The following is a 16,919-nucleotide window of genomic DNA, read 5'->3' on the forward strand; positions in this document are numbered from 1 at the left end:
GGCAGGCCTTCTGATTATGTTTATCAATTGAATGCGGAGTATCCGAACATGCCAAAGATGAAAACCAAAAGCGGTGCTGCTAAGCGGTTTCTGAAAACTGCTAACGGTATCAAGCACAAGCACGCTTTCAAGAGCCACATCCTGACCAAAATGTCGACCAAGCGTAAGCGTCAACTGCGCGGTAGCAGCTTGCTGCATCCGTCTGACGTGGCAAAAGTCGAGCGCATGCTGCGCCTTCGTTAATTTTTGGATCAAGAATAGAGGAAGTAACTCATGGCTCGTGTAAAGCGTGGCGTCATTGCCCGTAAGCGTCACAAGAAAATTCTGAAACTTGCTAAAGGTTACTACGGTGCTCGCTCGCGCGTATTCCGTGTTGCCAAGCAAGCGGTAATCAAGGCAGGCCAATACGCCTACCGTGACCGTCGTCAGAAAAAACGTCAGTTCCGCGCTCTGTGGATCGCTCGTATCAACGCTGGTGCTCGTACCAACGGTCTGTCCTACAGCCGTCTGATCGCCGGTCTGAAAAAGGCGTCCATCGAGATCGACCGTAAGGTTCTGGCTGATCTGGCAGTGAACGAAAAAGCGGCGTTTGCTGCGATTGTCGAGAAAGCTAAAGCCACCTTGGCTTAAGTATCCCCGACAGTCACCCGGGCTCACCTTCGTGGGCTCTGGTGTTAAACGTCATAAATAGGGGAAGAGCCTTCAAGCTCTTCCCCTATTTTGTATCTGGAGTCTGTACATGGAAAACCTGGATGCGCTGGTTTCTCAAGCACTTGAGGCCGTGCAACACGCTGAAGACATCAATGCCCTGGAACAGATCCGGGTTCACTTCCTTGGCAAGAAGGGCGAGCTGACTCAGGTGATGAAGACCCTGGGCAACCTGCCGGCCGAAGAGCGCCCGCAGGTCGGTGCGCTGATCAACGTTGCCAAGGAGCGTGTGACAGAGGTTCTCAATGCTCGCAAAGCGGCTTTCGAGGAGGCGGAACTCAGCGCCAAGCTCGCCGCCGAGTGCATTGATGTGACCCTGCCGGGCCGTGGCCAGACCTCTGGTGGCCTGCACCCGATCACTCGGACCCTGGAGCGTATCGAGCAGTTCTTCACCCATATCGGCTTCGGCATCGCCGAAGGCCCCGAGGTCGAAGACGATTATCACAACTTTGAAGCGCTCAACATCCCAGGCCACCACCCGGCCCGGTCGATGCATGACACCTTCTATTTCAATGCGAACATGCTGTTGCGCACCCATACCTCGCCGGTACAGGTCCGCACCATGGAATCGCAGCAGCCGCCGATTCGCATCGTCTGCCCAGGCCGTGTGTATCGCAGCGACTCCGATATCACCCACTCGCCGATGTTCCACCAGGTCGAAGGCCTGTTGGTGGATCGCGGGATCAACTTCGCCGACCTGAAGGGCACCATCGAGGAGTTCTTGCGGGTGTTCTTCGAGAAAGAACTGGCGGTGCGTTTCCGTCCTTCCTACTTCCCATTCACCGAGCCATCCGCTGAAGTCGACATGGAATGCGTGATGTGCAGTGGCAAGGGTTGCCGCGTCTGCAAGCAGACTGGCTGGCTGGAAGTGATGGGTTGCGGCATGGTTCACCCCAACGTGCTGCGTATGTCCGGGATCGATCCGGAAGAATTCCAGGGCTTTGCCTTCGGCATGGGCGCCGAGCGTTTGGCCATGCTGCGTTACGGTGTCAATGACTTGCGCCTGTTCTTCGACAACGACTTGCGGTTCCTTGCGCAATTTCGCTAGTCGCGCGTCCGTAACGAATCTATTAGGAGAGCAGGATGAAATTCAGTGAACAATGGCTGCGCGGTTGGGTTAGCCCGCAGGTAAGTCGTGACGAGCTGGTCGCTCGTCTGTCCATGGCTGGCCTTGAGGTGGACAGTGTTACGCCAGCCGCCGGTGACTTCAGTGGTGTGGTCGTGGGTGAGGTGCTAAGTACCGAGCAGCACCCTGACGCCGACAAACTGCGGGTCTGCCAAGTCAGCAACGGAGCCGAGACTTTCCAGGTTGTCTGCGGTGCGCCGAACGTGCGCCCCGGCCTGAAGGTCCCTTTCGCGATGATCGGTGCCCAACTGCCCGGCGACTTCAAGATCAAGAAGGCCAAGCTGCGTGGCGTCGAGTCCAACGGCATGCTGTGTTCCCAGGCGGAGCTGCAGATCGGTGAAGGCAACGACGGCTTGATGGAGTTGCCGGCTGACGCGCCAGTGGGTGAGGACATTCGTGCCTACCTGAGCCTGGACGATGCCAGTATCGAAGTCGACCTGACCCCAAACCGCGGTGACTGCCTGTCGTTGGCCGGTATTGCACGCGAAGTTGGTGCCCTTTATGCGGCCAAGGTGCAGCGTCCGGAAGTCAAGGCAGTTCCTGCAGTGCACGATGAAGTACGTCCAGTTGACGTGTTGGCGCCAGCAGCCTGCCCGCGTTACCTGGGGCGGGTGGTCCGTAACGTGGACCTGTCCAAGCCGACCCCGCTGTGGATGGTCGAGCGCCTGCGACGTGCCGAAGTCCGCAGCATCGATGCTGCAGTGGATATCACCAACTACGTGATGCTTGAATTGGGTCAGCCGCTGCATGCGTTCGACCTGGCCGAGATCAACGGTGGCATTCGCGTACGCATGGCTGAAGAAGGCGAGAAGCTGGTATTGCTCGATGGTCAGGAAGTGGCCCTGCGCAGCGATACCCTGGTGATCGCCGACCATGCCCGTGCCCTGGCGATTGCCGGTGTGATGGGGGGCGAGCATAGTGGCGTCACCACCAAGACTCGCGATGTATTTTTGGAAAGCGCATTCTTCGACCAGATCGCCGTGGCTGGCAAAGCCCGTTCCTACGGCCTGCATACCGATGCTTCCCATCGTTATGAGCGTGGCGTGGATTGGCAGTTGGCCCGTGAGGCCATGGAGCGTGCTACTGGCCTGCTGCTGGAAATCACCGGCGGCGAAGCCGGCCCGATCATCGAAACCGTCAGCGAGCAACATTTGCCATTGGTGGCGCCTGTCACCCTGCGGGCCGAGCGCATCAGCCAAATGCTGGGCATGGAACTCGAAGATTCTGAGGTCGAGCGCCTGCTCACCGCGTTGGGCCTGACGGTAGCTGCCGATGGGGCAGGGCAGTGGCGCGTTGACGTGCCGAGTCATCGTTTCGATATCAGCCTCGAGGTCGATCTGATCGAGGAGCTGGCACGCCTGTACGGTTACAACCGCTTGCCGGTTCGTTATCCGCAAGCCCGCCTGGCTCCTCAGGCCAAGGCCGAGGCGCAAGGCGACTTGCCGGCACTGCGGCGCCTGCTGGTGGCTCGTGGTTACCAGGAAGCCATCACTTACAGCTTCATCGACCCGAAACTGTTCGAACTGTTCAGCCCTGGTGTCGAGCCGTTGCTGTTGGCGAACCCGATTTCCGCCGACATGGCTGCCATGCGTTCGTCCCTGTGGCCAGGCTTGGTCAAGGCGCTTCAGCACAACCTGAACCGTCAGCAGGATCGCGTCCGCATGTTCGAAAGCGGCCTGCGGTTCGTTGGTCAGCTGGAAGGCCTGAAACAGCAGCAGATGCTGGCAGGTATCGTTTGTGGTACCCGGTTGCCTGAAGGTTGGGCGCAAGGCCGCGATGGCGTGGACTTCTTCGACGTCAAGGCAGATGTCGAGGCGGTGCTGGGCTTTGCCGGGGCTTTGGATGCGTTCACTTTCGTACCGGGCAAGCACCCTGCGCTGCATCCGGGCCAGACAGCACGCATCGAGCGCGCTGGGCGTGAAGTCGGTTACCTGGGTGCCATTCATCCGGAACTGGCGAAGCAACTCGGGCTGGATCGTCCGGTTTTCGTGTTCGAACTGGTCCTGAGCGAAGTGGCCCAAGGTCGTTTGCCGAAGTTCCACGAGCTGTCGCGCTTCCCTGAAGTGCGTCGTGACTTGGCCCTGCTGGCAGATCGTGACGTTGCCGCGAGTGCGGTCTTGGAGGTCATTCGCGAGAATGCTGGCGAGTGGCTGACCGACCTCAGGCTATTTGACGTGTATCAGGGTAAAGGCATTGATCCTCATAGAAAAAGCCTTGCCGTTGGCTTGACCTGGCAGCATCCATCGCGCACTCTTAATGACGATGAGGTGAACTCAGCGACGCAAAACATCCTCACCTCGCTCGAACAAAGGTTGAACGCCACGTTAAGGAAGTGACGTATGGGGGCTCTGACGAAAGCTGAAATGGCCGAACGTCTCTACGAAGAGCTGGGCCTGAACAAACGCGAGGCCAAGGAATTGGTCGAGCTATTCTTTGAAGAAATCAGGCACGCTCTCGAAGATAACGAACAGGTCAAATTGTCCGGTTTTGGTAACTTCGATCTTCGGGATAAACGCCAGCGTCCTGGCCGGAACCCGAAGACAGGCGAAGAAATCCCGATCACGGCTCGCCGAGTCGTCACCTTTCGTCCAGGGCAGAAGTTGAAGGCCCGGGTTGAGGCTTATGCTGGAACCAAGTCATAACGACGAGCTCCCGGTTATCCCGGGTAAACGCTACTTCACCATTGGTGAAGTCAGCGAGCTCTGTGCGGTCAAACCGCATGTGCTGCGTTATTGGGAGCAGGAGTTCCCTCAACTCAACCCCGTCAAGCGCCGCGGAAATCGCCGGTATTATCAGCGCCAGGATGTGCTGATGATCCGGCAGATCCGCGCGTTGCTTTATGATCAGGGGTTCACCATCGGTGGCGCGCGCTTGCGCCTCTCCGGTGATGAAGCCAAAGACGATACCACCCAGTACAAGCAACTGATCCGTCAGATGATCTCCGAACTGGAAGATGTGCTCGTAGTACTCAAGAAATAATTCTCTGTTTTAAATACTTCCACTTTTCAAAAGGTTGCGGTATATTCTTCAGCGTTTCCTGAGAAGTGAAACAGGTTTCACGCCTAGTCGGGGCGTAGCGCAGTCCGGTAGCGCACTAGCATGGGGTGCTAGGGGTCGAGTGTTCGAATCACTCCGTCCCGACCATATTCCTGAGTAAAATCAGTCACTTAAGCCGATCTTTTGATCGGCTTTTTTGTGCCTGCGCAAAACCCGCGCAAAACTGGCGCAAAACTACCCCGTTATTTCGCTGATATTCAGGTCAGGAATGGCTTCCGACCAGACGATTTCAGCGTGGTCCTTCTGGTAGTTTTTGGTCATGGTCTCGCTGGCATGGCCGGCTATCTTCTGACCATCCTTTCCGGCTTTCTGATACAGGTGCAGTGATAGTGCTCGCACTTCATGGAAGCCAGGCATTTCCTCCTCTTTCCATCCCTTGTAGCAACCCGCCGCTTCCCGGGCTTCTTTGAAGGCTCGCGTCAAATATCGTTCTTCGACCTGCGTCCAGTGGTCCTTTGTCTGCGCCTGTTTCTGCTTCTTGCGGTCAGGTCGGCGGTGGATCAGGTAAGGCGAGACGATCTCGTCCCGGCACCGGCTGATAACGGCCTGTAGTTCTTCGGTCACCTTGAACCGGATCCATGCCGCATCACTGGCCTTGGCCGTCTTCTGCTGCACCACATACAGAAACCCTTCCCGAACCCCATCGAATCGCATGTTGAGGATGTCGGTGCGGCGCTGCGCCGTGATCAAGGCTAGGTCGATTGCGTTCTGCAGCCAGGCCGGCGACTTCTCCCGGATGGCTTTCAGACCTTCGACGGTGTGTCGCTTGCGTTGCTTCTTCTCAATTCGGTTGATAGTGCTGGCTGCCGGGTTGTCCGGACACAGTCCCTTGGCAGCGGCGTGATTGAAGATGTCGATCAGCAGTGCGCGGCACTGGTTTGCAGTCCGAGGTGTAAGGGCGTCCAGCATCTCCGCGATCATACGGATCGTGATCTGATCGAGGGCCCGGCCTTCGAAGTGCTTCCGAAAGCGCCGAAAGTGGACGGCGTAAAGGCCCAAGGTACCCTTGGCTAGCTCGCGCGGCGGCAGGACATCGCGCTCATAGATATCGAGGAAGCCGGCGAAAGATTCGGAGGTGTTGCCCATTACTGCGCCCACCAGATCGGCTCCGCGCATGAACTCCAGGTTCAACTGCTTCGCGGCGTCGATGGCTTTTAGGCGATCGGATCCGAACGGGAAGAACTTCCCGTCGGTCGGCCGCCGGTAGCGATATGTCCCGCGCCGCGCATCGAAGTACAGATTCTGCGGAAGGCTCTTGTTCGCAGTTTTGCGCGGCCTTGGTGCCATCATGCAGCTCCTTTCAATACCATCGCGACGAGATCGTTACCGGCTGACTTGGTGAATGCAGCCCAGTCAACGTACCAGAGCTTGCCTATCTGCTCGCCTGGCACCTTGCCGTTGCGGATGTAGTTTCGGATTGCCTGGGGGCATGGTGGAGTGCCGTTTTTACCCCAGTGTCTGCGCTGAAATTCGCTTATTTTTATCAACTCTCGGTTCATTGGTTGCACCTGGTTGATAGACGATTGAAGTAGCGCATGGGAAAGGCTTCTCCCTCCCACCGGCCGGGCTTTCCGCGTATCGCGCCATATTGCTCGAAGCGTCGAGGATTCTTGCTAGCGAACAGCTTCTCGCATGCCTCAAGCAGGGCTGTCTCATCCTCTATCGCCATCAATTCCTGGCCAGCAATCGATCCAACTTGAATCCATCCCGACTTGGCGCGTCCGTAGTTCTCTGTCTTGAATAGGCGGTAGCGATTCCGGTGCCCGGTATTGGGGGATGAGGTTTCAGAGTTCAGGTAGAAGGCCACACCCTTTCCTCGAACCCGAAGGAGTGTCCTAGCCATTCTAGGGTTCTCCCTGTTCCGCAGTAGCTTTCAGTTTGAGGTCGATACCGCATGCTGCAGCTAGCGAGGTGAGCTCTCCAACAGTTGTCGAGCCTTGCTGTAGCGCTTGGCCGAAGCGAATCAGACGGGCGCCAAGGTTGGCGAAATCATTTCCTTGAGTAGGTGTTGTGGCAGTGTGCATGCTTTTCTCCAGGCAAGCCGAGGGCCTGCCGCGTTGTTGGCCTTGCAAAAAATGGATGGGGTAAACCAGCTCGCGGCTGGCGTTTAGCTAAATTAGCATAAAGTAATGTTTGTGCAATGCATTTTGCTAAATTTCAAATTGCTAATTTTTGAGTGAGGTAGGGAAGGGGGTTGCTAATCGTAGTGGCGAAGTAATGGTGCTAGATTCTGATCAGGAGAGTTCTGACTGGCGCTATGGATAGATTTTGGACCTATCGCACCTCATCTAAAAAGGAGTTGAGATGACTGATATTCACGCTGAGTTTGAGCAGAGCAAGTACTTCCATCGTTCCAGGATTGATCGACGCTCAGCTGACGCGCTCGTTGGTTTAGCGGCAGGCCTTGCCGCTGACGGCGTCGTGTCTACTGCTGAGGGCCTATTCCTCAAGGACTGGCTTGAGACGAATCTCGCTTACCTTGATGACCCCGTGATCAACCTGCTGTATTCGCGTCTCTCCAATATGCTTTTAGACGGGGTGTTAGACGCAGAGGAATCCCTTGAGCTCATTGGCTTGCTGCAGAGCTTTTCGGGCCTGAGTGCCGAAAAGCCGAAGGCTAGTGATCAAACCTTCAGCACGCCCAACGACCTTCCCTTCAATCGTCCAGAACCAGATCTCACTTGGGACGGCAGATTGTTCGTTTTCACCGGAATCATGGCCTACGGACCTCGAAAAGACTGTCAGGCCTTAGTAGAAGAGCGTGGCGGCATCATCGGGGGAGGGGTGAGTAAAAAAATTCACTACCTAGTGGTTGGCAGCATTGGAAATGACCAATGGCGCCACAGCTCCTATGGGACAAAAATAATGAAGGCGGTGGAGTTGAGAGAGGCTGGAACACCTATCGCCATCATCGGCGAGCAGCAATGGCAGCGCGCACTTTTTGGCTGAGTGGATGAGGTGGGGCTAATTCCTGATGGAGTTTCTAGAGTTCTTGGGGAATTTTTGCAGCTCACTCAGCAATTACTAGCCCTATCAAAAACCTCGTCGCGTCTTCACTCGCGGGTTTGTGGTTTTCTGTGTGATGGTTGCCGGGCTTGAGCCAGCGTGTGGTTTGGCGCGCAGGAATGCTTTAGCATCCGCGTTGCTCCAAGGTTAGTGATTTCTTTTATTCATCACTTTCATAGAATCGGCAAAAGGAATTTCTGGTTATGACTGAAAAAGCAATAGAGGGAGCAGGGCATGTCATTCTGCATAAGCCTGCGTCGACATTCGTGCGAGATGTAGTTGAGCATGTCAATGTTGGATCAATGACATCAAGTGACGGCACCATAAAAATTTCCATTTTTTTCTCCCGCGATGAGCTGGAAGTCACTCACGAGACCTTGGTCGCCTCGAAGGATGACCCTGAAAAACTTGTGCCAACGATAGGGCAGGACGCTATTTCTGCGTTTCGCCTAGACATTGCAAATCTATCAATGTCTATCAAGACAGCTAAGGCGTTGCTTAGGAATCTTGATAAAACCTTAAAAGGTTTTGACACCAGTCCGAGCGATGAATAATGCAGCCTAGCAAGATCTCAGTGATCAGCTCGGACATTAGTGAAACTAATCGAGCGCTCATAGAATTTGGATGCACGCCAGATGTCAAAACGGTAGCGATGGCTGGGAAATTCCTGTCTGAAGGAGGTTTTCTGGTGAATTGGGGGGACGGCGACGTCAAGGATGAAATGAATGCCAGACCTGAAAAATCGGTCCATAATGAATCTATGAGCGAACTCAACCGCGACGAACTCAAAGCACATCTTGAGAATCAGGAACTGAAGGTAGATGCACGCCTGAACCTTTTTGAGCAAAGGGTGGCGCAAGGTATTGTGGATATGAACAATACGTTGAAGCTTTTGGATAGGGACCTATCAGGAGTGCGCGGCCTAAAAGGAACCATCATCCTCAACTCTGTGCTTTCGGTGATTGCTATAGTCGGTATCGTTGTCGGAGTCATGGCATACGGCACATCAAGCTTTGATTCTGGACGAGATACAGCTCAGATGGTGCAGGATCTTCGCCAGCAATCGAATGAGACCAAGCAGATTCTTGAGCAATTGAAGCAGTCTCAGAAGTCCCAATAATGCACAAGCCCGGCCCAGCGCCGGGCTTCTTTTATCTGCCCTTCCTGCATCATCCTGGTTCTGAATCTGCTACAGGGCCGTCCTTTCATGACCTGAAGTCCTCACATCTCCAACCCTGACCAATCCATGAGCGCGCCACTGAGCCGGTTTTTTACATTGAGGGGAGAGCGGCAACAAGCTCCTCAAGGGAGATAATGTCTGTCTCCAAGAAAGAAGACCCAGCGTATGTCATAGCCAGCTGTTCGCCTCCAACCTCGACTATGTCCACAAGCCCAAACAGAGTGAGTAAATCACATCCTTCGACTCTCCCTACTTCAGGGGCTTCGAATTCATCCTCATCAGCATACTGAGTGGCGAGGTGCCGTGCTTCCTCATGGGTTTCAAGCAGTTCTATTGCAATGGGCACCCAATGTTTGGAGTGATCACAATAGGTGATGGTGTCTGGATGTCCTGAGCTCGTGAGGTAGTAGGCGTATTTCCCGACGAGTGCTTTGCGGTCTGGGTGTTCTGGGCCGCGGCGAATAATCCAGGCTCCATTTGGTCCTCTGGCACTGAAGTGAGGGATCAGGACCAGTTGGCGGACCCACGGTGAATAGTCGAAGAAGTCGAGGGGGAGGGCTGGGCGGCCGAGGTGTAGCTCAGAGCTACCACACCTAAACTTTGATCGATGACTGTCTGCAGAGGACCATGAACCGAATGGTTCCTGCTCCCTCATAAGTTTGATAATCGCTGGGATCAGATCCTGAGACTTGCGCCCCATCATCGGAGCACAGCGCTTGAAATACGCTTCATCCTCTGCAACGGCGTCGCTTGGAAGTGGGGCAAGCATCTGCTTCCCGATCTCTACAAACTCCCACTCCCAGAGCCCATCACGCTGCATATCAACCGCATCGTGATACTCATCATGGTAGGTGCGTAGTTGTTCATCCCGTAGCGGGATAGCGTCCGTTTCGCGAGTGGCTCTGCCGGCATGGCTATCTGGCTTGATCGCTTCGATCGCTGCTCGCCAATCACACCCTGGGCCTGACCAAATCGGGACCGCTTCTGGGAATGCTACGCCTGATGCGTTCTCGCTTGGATTGCCAGGGTAATAGCGCACGAGTGAAAGGGAGCCAAAGAACGTCTTGGCCCAGCTCCTGGTTGAGGGTAAGGCGCCTTCGCTTCGCAACCCTATAACCAGATCCAAATCTCCGCACGTAATCGCGCCGCGGGCATAGGAGCCAACGGCCCAGATCGAGTTGATTTCTATCTCGCAAGTAAATTCGCTATAGATCTCTTTATGTGTGATGGTGCGTATGGATTGCCCATCAATCCTCTGGCATATCCGGATCAGCTTTTTGGTGAACGACTCACGGGGATAGCGCTTTTCCAGTGCTGCCATGCTCTGATCTCTATTGGGGGGCTCGGTGAGTTTGGAGATTCACCGTATCACCCGGGTCAGCTAAATCGCCATTAGCAGACGATACAGTGATCACGCAGTGCGAAGCGGCTCAGAGGGGATCTGGTGACAGGCCTTTGGGGAACTGATCGTACCCATCAATTCGGATTGGTCGAAAAAAGACTCTCATAAGTGCCATTGATGCCTCCTCGGCATGAGGAAAACCTCGCTCAAGTTGCCCCCACATTTGTCTTGCCAGTGGCCGTAGCTCTAGTCGTGCGCCTACTCGCGAAGTGTGGAGCCAAATCATCACTGCCGCAGCCTCCTGAAGGCGTCCTTCGGTTTGGAGGGTTCGGATCATCCCGTTGAGGGCGGAAGGGGTTTCCGGCTGAACTGTGTAAGCTCCAATTGGATCACTCAGAAGAAAACCTGTTTCTTCTAGTCGGTTTCGAGTGTCCGCGGCCAACGCGACGATCATGCCGATCTCATCGGAGTCCATTTGGCTGAGCTGTGCAGTGAAAGCTGATAATTCGCGTTCTTGAATGCGAAGGTATCGAGCGAGCTTCCATTTTGTGAACAGTCCCATCTTCCCTTCCCTGATGATCATTGCTCGGTGTTGGCTGACGATACCCCACCTCATAGGCATGATGCCATGGCAGTGTTCTGTTCATGCTGTTCCGGCTATTACATTTTGCTAACTGGCGATAGACTGAGTGCTATTTGCTGATAAACAGTGTCTGGCGGCAGATTTAGTCTTAGAGAGAGGAAAGGCGTCAATGCAAGAATACGTGTCGCTGGATGTATCTTGCTCTGATGTCAAAGGAAGGAATCCTGCTCTGCTTGCATATATTTCAGAACGATTATCTTCAATTGTTCAGCCAGATGCTGAGTTTAATCCCGGAACTATCTATATCAAAGGCACCAAAAACGCTGTTTTGGATATTCCGATTACTTACTCTGAAGTATCTGAATATTTTAGAAGAGCGACCGGTAGGCATGTGCCTGCTTTATTTGAAACTCTACAAGGACCGATTGATTCGAACAAGGTCATGGTTAACCGGGAGTGGCTCGATCGGCAAGTGAGTGACGCTGAAAAAAAAGCTCGCTTGAAGGGCAGCGCGTTGATTTCAAATTATACAGGGGCGCCAAACAGAGAGAGTGCTCAGGCGCGAAACCATCGACATGGTGATGGGCTATCTGAGCTCGATAGTGACAAGGTAATCGTGCGGTCTGCCGAAGACCGGCTCGCTTTACTGGAAGCTGAAAACCGCCTTGCCGAGGCTGAGTCATTAATTGTCGAGCTGAAGGCTAAGGAGAAGGCTTCAGCCGATGATAGCCGAAATCTTTATAACGAGCTCCGAGCCAAGGATAGAAAAATCCAAGAAAAGGATTCGCAAATTGAACTATTGAGAGCGGAGCTCGATGGTTTTTTGAACTGCTTCAATCCTGAAAGTCCGGTTCACCCAAAAGGGCTATACGAGGCCTTTCAGTGTTGGAAGGCGGTTACTGATAATGGCGCGCGAGATCCTTCAGGGCCTGGAGGGAGAGGGGCTTTGAGTTTGGTTTTGGACTGGCTGAAAGCCCGCGGGGAGCCAGAGACAGGCACGATAAAAAAACCAGGTTTACGTGCAAAGCGGCTTGCAGCGGTAATCGGTTGGCGTGGAAAGGGAAGCGGTGCCATCAGGTCAAAATAATAGGTGACCCATTGTTAGGTCTTTGTTTTTCGGGGTTCGCTTGAGGCTTAGTGGCCCTAGCTGAATGAATAGGTGACCTATTACTGTGAGGTTGGGGCTGGCCTGTGCATAACTTTGCGGTCAAGCTATGTTTGTCCTCCGGAAAGCGCTGTTGGTCTTCTCCTCAAGCTACTCCGCTGATGAGCCTGACTGGTGAGAAACTTTACTGAGACTGGGTTTGGCATGAAGACCCTGCTGCACATCAAGTTGAGTCTTGGGCGTAGGGTGGAATCAGCGGCGGCTTTCTCATGATCGGGCTAATCAGGAAAATCATATTCAACCGCTTTTAACATAGCTGTGTGCGCAGAAAGCTGAAGGAGTTCGGAAACCAGATGCCGGAGTTAACTTTTTGGAAAGCGCTTGCGTGAGGTGGAACCTTTATTGGGACGCTCGGTTTCGTCCTCAGGTCCTTGGGTTTTGCGAAGAGCTTGGATCATCGCCAACATAATTTCTTTTTCTTGCGAGGTCAGCGGATCATCAAACCCAGCCAACAGGCGATCCTTATGGATTTTTGTGGTCACCTGAGCATCAGTGTACGGAACATAGGGAGCGTGGTCGGGATTCATACGATCACTGTCGTTAACTCCAGGCTCATCGGTTTCGGTAAAGCTCCGCTCGAGACGATCAAGAATTTCGGCTGTAGCGGAGCGTTTATTCCGTTTTGCAGCCGTCATTACAAGATCGCGTAAGGATTCTGGAATGCGTAGGTTGAATTGCGGGTCGGTTCGGCTCATGTCAACTCGGTCAACTATAGGTTTACTAGGTTTACGCGAGAGAATGCATCACCGTGGTATTGACGACAATGCATCACGGTTCTATATTTATTTGGTGAATCACGGTGATGCATAAGGGGTGAACCCATGTCTAGAAAAGATCCACAGTTCAATCTCAGGCTTCCGGAGGAGCTAAAGCAATGGGTGGAGAGCCAGGCGCAGGAAAATTGCCGGTCACAGACAGCGGAAATTGTTTTCCGGCTGATGGAAGAGAAAAGGCGACAAGAGCAGGCAAATGCCTGAAACGAAGAAGCCCCGACGAGGTGAGAGTCGTCAGGGCTTCGGGAACGAGATCAGCTTCGAGGAAGAAATCGTCATGAATGAGCATACCGAAGTAACCGAAAAACTCAATGCTGGCGCTAGCAAAGTACCGGTCACCGTTGAGAGAACCTTCACGATCTGCAACGTCGAGCGGCAGGAGTTGTTTGCTGTTCAACCAGGCATTTCTGCAGTGGATGCACTTGGCGAGGCGTCCTGTATCCTCAGCGAGCTCAAAGGACAACTCGAGTTCATGGCAATGGGGGGAAATGCCATCCCGTCGATCAATGCTTGGTCGTTTTTCCGGGCGGTAGATTCGGTGAAGGCTGTAATCGACTCAGTCCAAGCTGGCCTGGAGGAGGTGTAATGAATATTTCCTCTAGCCAGCATGGCCAGCCTAGCGCCGCGACACATTTTCAGATTCAACAAAGTGTGTCGCATACCACGATGTCCTCTCGTGAGGTCGCCGATCTGGTCGGCTCTCGTCACGATAGTGTGAAGCGTGCTGTCGAACGTTTGGCAGAAAAAGGCGTGATCGGTATTCCACCATTGGTGGAATACCTCGATGGCCTTGGTCGCCCGGCCCTGGAGTACCAAATCTGCAAGCGTGACACCTACATCATCGTCGCGCAGCTCTGCCCTGAGTTCACGGCCCGCCTAGTCGATCGCTGGCAAGAGTTGGAGGAGCGGGTAGCCAAGCCAGCCTTCGACTACGCCGCGGCACTAAGCGATCCTCGAACGCTCTTGGCGCTGCTTACCGAAAACGTAACGAAGGTCGTTGCGCTCGAGGCTGACAATACCGAGCTGACCAAAGAGAACCATCTGCTGGAAGTGAAGGTGGAGCAGGACGCGCCGAAGGTGGCCTTCCATGACATGGTTGTGGTGTCACACAAGACGTACAACGCGGCCCAGGCTGCGAAGATCATTGGCACTGGCCGTACCAGATTGTTGCAGTTCATGCGGCAGAAGGGTTGGGTGACCAGAACGAACGAACCCTATCAGGCGAAGATCGAGGCTGGGTTGCTCGATGTGAAGCTGGGTACGTTTGATCATCCGACCCAGGGCACTGTTCCTACGTGCTCGACGCTGATCACCGGCAAGGGTCTAACCAAGCTGCAGGCCGTGTGGCAGAGCAGGGAAGTGGACTTGCTTGAGTAGTAGAGAAGGGAGCCCGGCCTAAGTGTCGGGCTCTTTGCTTTGCCCCAAAGCTGTGCGGTTTAGGACGGTGCTATGTTAGTTTTTGGAAAACGGATTTCGAGCTTTCGATGACCCCTGAAGAAATAGAGTTAGAAGAAGCGGCGTTTCAGTTCGCAATCGCCCATCGTCGTCCTCTTGCAAAGAAAATTGTCGATACCGATGTTTTTATCCCTGAGCGTGCTCCGCTCACTGTCTTTATGGCGGGCTCACCAGGTGCAGGGAAGACAGAGGTTTCCAAGGCAATAGTGGAGGCCCTCGAGAAGGGAGGACAGGATGTTGGTGCGGGGCGAGTTCTCCGAATTGATCCCGACGATTTCCGAGAGAATATTCCAGGGTACTCAGGCAAAAACTCTTATCTTTTCCAGCGTGCTGTGACAAAAATCCTCGAAAAGGTCTTGGACAGGGCTTTTGAAAAGCGTATTTCGTTCATCCTTGATGGGACGATGTCGAACCTTGATGTCGCAAGACGAAATATAGATAGGGGTCTAAAGGGGAATAGAGGTGCCCTGATCATGTACGTCTATCAGCGCCCAGAGCTCGCTTGGGAGTTCGTGAAGGCACGGGAGATAACTGAGGGAAGAAATATTCCGAGGGAAAAATTTGCTCAACAGTACCTAGCCGTAAGGGAGAATATTGTTAAGCTGAGGCAGTCCTATGGGCAGGATCTACAGATAGATTTACTTGTAAAAAACACTGATAGCTCCAAGGCGCTCTATGAGCCGGGGGTAACAGTGGAGCAGATTGACGCCCTAATACCTAATACCTATGATTACGAGCAGCTCATTGAGCTACTGACTGAGGCTGATCGTCATGCGTAAAACTTACACCGAAGACTCCAGCCTGTTGGTGGATTTCTTCAGTAACGCCTCCTATGAAACCAAGCATGAGGTTTTCAGGGAAGTGCTTCACAAGGCAAGCGCTTCTCAGCGTGAGGTGGTTGCACGCGCGGCAAAAATAAAATGCTCATTGTCCACTGGTGACTCTGGTAGTAACAAAAAGCCAGGTGGCTAGTTTTTTGAGTAAATAGTAGAAGCCCAGCCCGCCCGCTGGGCTTTTTCGTTTCTTCCCACCTTAGAAGTAATCACTCAGAATGAGAAAGCCCGGCCCAGTGCCGGGCTTTTTGCATTTGGCTCAAGATTTTTCGGCGTTGGCCTTCTCAAGCAGGCCTGCAATGCCCTCGAGTAGCACCAGGTCAGATTCCTTGAGCTTTCCCTTGGCTGCGGCTCTGGCCAGCTTTTCTATCGCAGCGATCGCCCTGGGCGAGGCGGACTGTTGCAGTGCTTTGTAAGCAGGGGATGGCTGGTCTCGAACTTCGTGGCGTGTGAACTCACCCTCGATGAGGTTTGAGCCATAACCTCCAGGGTTGACTAGGACACCTGGCGCCAAGCCAATTTTATGCTCGAGATTGAGTGCCGCTTTCTCGCCCAAGCCTCGATGCCCGTTGAGGATCTGGGACAAATAGGAAGCGTCCAGATCGTGCTGATCGGCGAAATCTTTCTGGCTGAGTGGGCCGATCACACGCCGCAGCGCTTCGACCCGAAGAGTTTTCATATCCATAGACGAATAGTGTCCCTGCGTTAGCAAACAGTAAATTATAAATTGCTATTGTGTTGCAAATTAGCAAAGAGTAATCTTTGAGTCCTTAGGAGGATGACCATGACGCTAATCGAATTTATGCGCTCCCTGGACGCCGTTTCGCTGGATGCCTTGGCTAAGCGTTGCGGTACCAGCGTGGGCCAGCTCAAGCAGGTTGCTTACAACGTACGTCGGGCCAACCCGGCGCTCGCTATCAAGCTCGAGCGCGAGTCGGGGAGGGAGGTGACCTGTGAGGAGCTCAGGCCTGATGTCGATTGGGCGTATTTGCGAAATACCACGACTGAAACGAAGCAGTCCGCAGCCTAATTTCGAACTCAGCGAGCCCAGAAGCTCAGTCTTTAAACTTGATTAAAAGCCTTCCTGCGGTGGTGAGTCCATTGTGCTCATCAAGCGAAAACACTGCCACGACAACCCCGAAGAGGTTTCCCGAATGGAACAGGTACATCGAGCAATTCATGAGGCAGTGCTGGAGGCGGGGCCGAAGCAATTGGCCCACTTGATGGGCATGAGTCATACCGCGCTACTCAATCGCAGCAATCCGAACGACGACTCGCACCGGCTGAATCTGGAGCAGTTCCTACAGATTCTGGTGCACAGCAAGAACCCAGAGCCACTGCAGCTTCTGGCAGGCGCTTTGGGTTATGTCCTTGTTCCTCAGCAGAGGCCTGAAGGGGTCAGCTTGATTCAGGCGCTGGTGCACTTGGCTGCTGAGTCAGGTGATGTCTCTCGTGCTGTCCACGACGCCCTGGCGGATGGTCGTGTAACGCAAATAGAGAAGGCAGGCATCCAGAAAGAAATCGGCCATGTGCGACAGAGCTTGCTGGTGCTGGAGGAGTCGGTGAAGGCGGCTTGAGAAGGCCCGCTAAAAGCTTAAGCGGCCCTGAAATTACTTTCTCTCGAGGCAGCGTTGATGATGTGCCTGCCCGAGTGAAATCGCTATTTCAAACGGGTGGATGATGAGAATCAC

The 16,919-nt window shown here is 53.9% G+C and carries 22 protein-coding genes and 1 tRNA gene; 17 read left to right on the forward strand and 6 right to left on the reverse strand.

Annotated elements, in window-relative coordinates:
- The first annotated feature begins 48 nt into the window (after window positions 1-48).
- From rpmI to C4K40_RS10675, 7 genes are all read left to right on the forward strand, one after another.
- Complete coding sequence (gene rpmI, locus C4K40_RS10645; protein WP_002553160.1) at window positions 49-243, forward strand: 50S ribosomal protein L35; 195 nt, start codon at window positions 49-51, stop codon at window positions 241-243.
- Between the two features lie 30 nt (window positions 244-273).
- Entirely contained in the window at window positions 274-630 is a 357-nt protein-coding gene (gene rplT, locus C4K40_RS10650; protein WP_016963673.1) for a 50S ribosomal protein L20, read from the forward strand.
- Between the two features lie 109 nt (window positions 631-739).
- Complete coding sequence (gene pheS, locus C4K40_RS10655) at window positions 740-1,756, forward strand: phenylalanine--tRNA ligase subunit alpha (protein ID WP_053138173.1); 1,017 nt, start codon at window positions 740-742, stop codon at window positions 1,754-1,756.
- Window positions 1,757-1,791: 35 nt separating this feature from the next.
- Window positions 1,792-4,170: a phenylalanine--tRNA ligase subunit beta gene (gene pheT, locus C4K40_RS10660; RefSeq protein WP_053138176.1), complete on the forward strand. Its 2,379-nt coding sequence runs from the start codon at window positions 1,792-1,794 to the stop codon at window positions 4,168-4,170.
- A 3-nt stretch (window positions 4,171-4,173) separates the two neighbouring features.
- Window positions 4,174-4,476, forward strand: a complete 303-nt coding sequence (ihfA, locus tag C4K40_RS10665) for an integration host factor subunit alpha (RefSeq protein WP_002553164.1) — start codon at window positions 4,174-4,176, stop codon at window positions 4,474-4,476.
- The gene (locus tag C4K40_RS10670; protein WP_007920509.1) at window positions 4,457-4,813 is read left to right on the forward strand and encodes a MerR family transcriptional regulator; all 357 of its coding nucleotides are present in this window, start codon (window positions 4,457-4,459) and stop codon (window positions 4,811-4,813) included. Before ihfA ends, C4K40_RS10670 begins: the two co-directional genes overlap by 20 nt.
- Window positions 4,814-4,901: 88 nt before the next feature.
- A tRNA-Pro gene (locus tag C4K40_RS10675) sits at window positions 4,902-4,978 on the forward strand.
- A gap of 87 nt (window positions 4,979-5,065) precedes the next feature.
- On the opposite strand, the gene C4K40_RS10680 is transcribed toward C4K40_RS10675, so the two are convergent.
- The 3 genes from C4K40_RS10680 to C4K40_RS10690 are packed head-to-tail and all read right to left on the reverse strand — an operon-like array spanning window position 5,066 to window position 6,698.
- Entirely contained in the window at window positions 5,066-6,178 is a 1,113-nt protein-coding gene (locus C4K40_RS10680; protein WP_053138180.1) for a tyrosine-type recombinase/integrase, read from the reverse strand.
- Window positions 6,178-6,390 (reverse strand): hypothetical protein, encoded by a 213-nt coding sequence (locus tag C4K40_RS10685; protein ID WP_083457009.1) that lies wholly within the window; start codon window positions 6,388-6,390, stop codon window positions 6,178-6,180. The genes C4K40_RS10680 and C4K40_RS10685 overlap by 1 nt, the downstream gene beginning before the upstream one ends.
- Entirely contained in the window at window positions 6,387-6,698 is a 312-nt protein-coding gene (locus C4K40_RS10690) for a hypothetical protein (RefSeq protein WP_256224292.1), read from the reverse strand. Before C4K40_RS10690 ends, C4K40_RS10685 begins: the two co-directional genes overlap by 4 nt.
- A 497-nt stretch (window positions 6,699-7,195) precedes the next feature.
- Between C4K40_RS10690 and C4K40_RS10700 the strand changes: the two genes are divergently transcribed.
- The 3 genes from C4K40_RS10700 to C4K40_RS10710 all read left to right on the forward strand — a co-directional run bounded on the left by C4K40_RS10700 (window position 7,196) and on the right by C4K40_RS10710 (window position 9,017).
- Window positions 7,196-7,840 (forward strand): BRCT domain-containing protein, encoded by a 645-nt coding sequence (locus C4K40_RS10700; RefSeq protein WP_053138186.1) that lies wholly within the window; start codon window positions 7,196-7,198, stop codon window positions 7,838-7,840.
- A gap of 260 nt (window positions 7,841-8,100) precedes the next feature.
- On the forward strand, window positions 8,101-8,451 hold the full coding sequence (locus tag C4K40_RS10705) for a hypothetical protein (protein WP_053138189.1): 351 nt from the start codon (window positions 8,101-8,103) through the stop codon (window positions 8,449-8,451).
- Window positions 8,451-9,017 carry a hypothetical protein gene (locus C4K40_RS10710; RefSeq protein WP_124421283.1) on the forward strand — a complete coding sequence of 189 codons (567 nt, stop codon included), beginning with the start codon at window positions 8,451-8,453 and terminating at the stop codon, window positions 9,015-9,017. Before C4K40_RS10705 ends, C4K40_RS10710 begins: the two co-directional genes overlap by 1 nt.
- 151 nt (window positions 9,018-9,168) lie before the next feature.
- On the opposite strand, the gene C4K40_RS10715 is transcribed toward C4K40_RS10710, so the two are convergent.
- Window positions 9,169-10,398, reverse strand: a complete 1,230-nt coding sequence (locus C4K40_RS10715) for a hypothetical protein (protein ID WP_053138195.1) — start codon at window positions 10,396-10,398, stop codon at window positions 9,169-9,171.
- A gap of 773 nt (window positions 10,399-11,171) precedes the next feature.
- Between C4K40_RS10715 and C4K40_RS10720 the strand changes: the two genes are divergently transcribed.
- Window positions 11,172-12,089 carry a hypothetical protein gene (locus C4K40_RS10720; protein ID WP_124421284.1) on the forward strand — a complete coding sequence of 306 codons (918 nt, stop codon included), beginning with the start codon at window positions 11,172-11,174 and terminating at the stop codon, window positions 12,087-12,089.
- A gap of 380 nt (window positions 12,090-12,469) precedes the next feature.
- Here the strand turns inward: C4K40_RS10720 and C4K40_RS10725 are convergent, their stop codons facing one another.
- A complete protein-coding gene (locus C4K40_RS10725) occupies window positions 12,470-12,862 on the reverse strand; it encodes an Arc family DNA-binding protein (RefSeq protein ID WP_083457011.1) in 393 nt (130 codons plus the stop codon).
- Window positions 12,863-12,988: 126 nt separating this feature from the next.
- Here C4K40_RS10725 and C4K40_RS10730 point away from each other — a divergent pair, with 126 nt between their 5' ends.
- The 4 genes from C4K40_RS10730 to C4K40_RS10745 all read left to right on the forward strand — a co-directional run bounded on the left by C4K40_RS10730 (window position 12,989) and on the right by C4K40_RS10745 (window position 15,174).
- Window positions 12,989-13,144 (forward strand): Arc family DNA-binding protein, encoded by a 156-nt coding sequence (locus tag C4K40_RS10730; protein ID WP_058545789.1) that lies wholly within the window; start codon window positions 12,989-12,991, stop codon window positions 13,142-13,144.
- The gene (locus C4K40_RS10735; RefSeq protein WP_256224295.1) at window positions 13,137-13,526 is read left to right on the forward strand and encodes a hypothetical protein; all 390 of its coding nucleotides are present in this window, start codon (window positions 13,137-13,139) and stop codon (window positions 13,524-13,526) included. Before C4K40_RS10730 ends, C4K40_RS10735 begins: the two co-directional genes overlap by 8 nt.
- A complete protein-coding gene (locus C4K40_RS10740; RefSeq protein ID WP_053138205.1) occupies window positions 13,526-14,317 on the forward strand; it encodes a phage antirepressor KilAC domain-containing protein in 792 nt (263 codons plus the stop codon). The genes C4K40_RS10735 and C4K40_RS10740 overlap by 1 nt, the downstream gene beginning before the upstream one ends.
- A 107-nt stretch (window positions 14,318-14,424) precedes the next feature.
- Window positions 14,425-15,174: a zeta toxin family protein gene (locus C4K40_RS10745; protein WP_053138209.1), complete on the forward strand. Its 750-nt coding sequence runs from the start codon at window positions 14,425-14,427 to the stop codon at window positions 15,172-15,174.
- 313 nt (window positions 15,175-15,487) lie between these two features.
- On the opposite strand, the gene C4K40_RS10750 is transcribed toward C4K40_RS10745, so the two are convergent.
- Entirely contained in the window at window positions 15,488-15,913 is a 426-nt protein-coding gene (locus C4K40_RS10750; RefSeq protein WP_053138212.1) for a hypothetical protein, read from the reverse strand.
- Between the two features lie 99 nt (window positions 15,914-16,012).
- Between C4K40_RS10750 and C4K40_RS10755 the strand changes: the two genes are divergently transcribed.
- Together C4K40_RS10755 and C4K40_RS10760 are read left to right on the forward strand one after the other, a co-directional pair.
- Window positions 16,013-16,258, forward strand: coding sequence for a YdaS family helix-turn-helix protein (locus tag C4K40_RS10755; protein WP_053138214.1), 246 nt, complete (start codon window positions 16,013-16,015; stop codon window positions 16,256-16,258).
- A 124-nt stretch (window positions 16,259-16,382) separates the two neighbouring features.
- Window positions 16,383-16,805: a phage regulatory CII family protein gene (locus C4K40_RS10760; protein WP_053138217.1), complete on the forward strand. Its 423-nt coding sequence runs from the start codon at window positions 16,383-16,385 to the stop codon at window positions 16,803-16,805.
- The last annotated feature ends 114 nt before the right edge of the window (window positions 16,806-16,919 follow it).

It is taken from the genome of Pseudomonas sp. CMR5c (genome assembly GCF_003850545.1).
GTDB lineage: Bacteria > Pseudomonadota > Gammaproteobacteria > Pseudomonadales > Pseudomonadaceae > Aquipseudomonas > Aquipseudomonas piscis.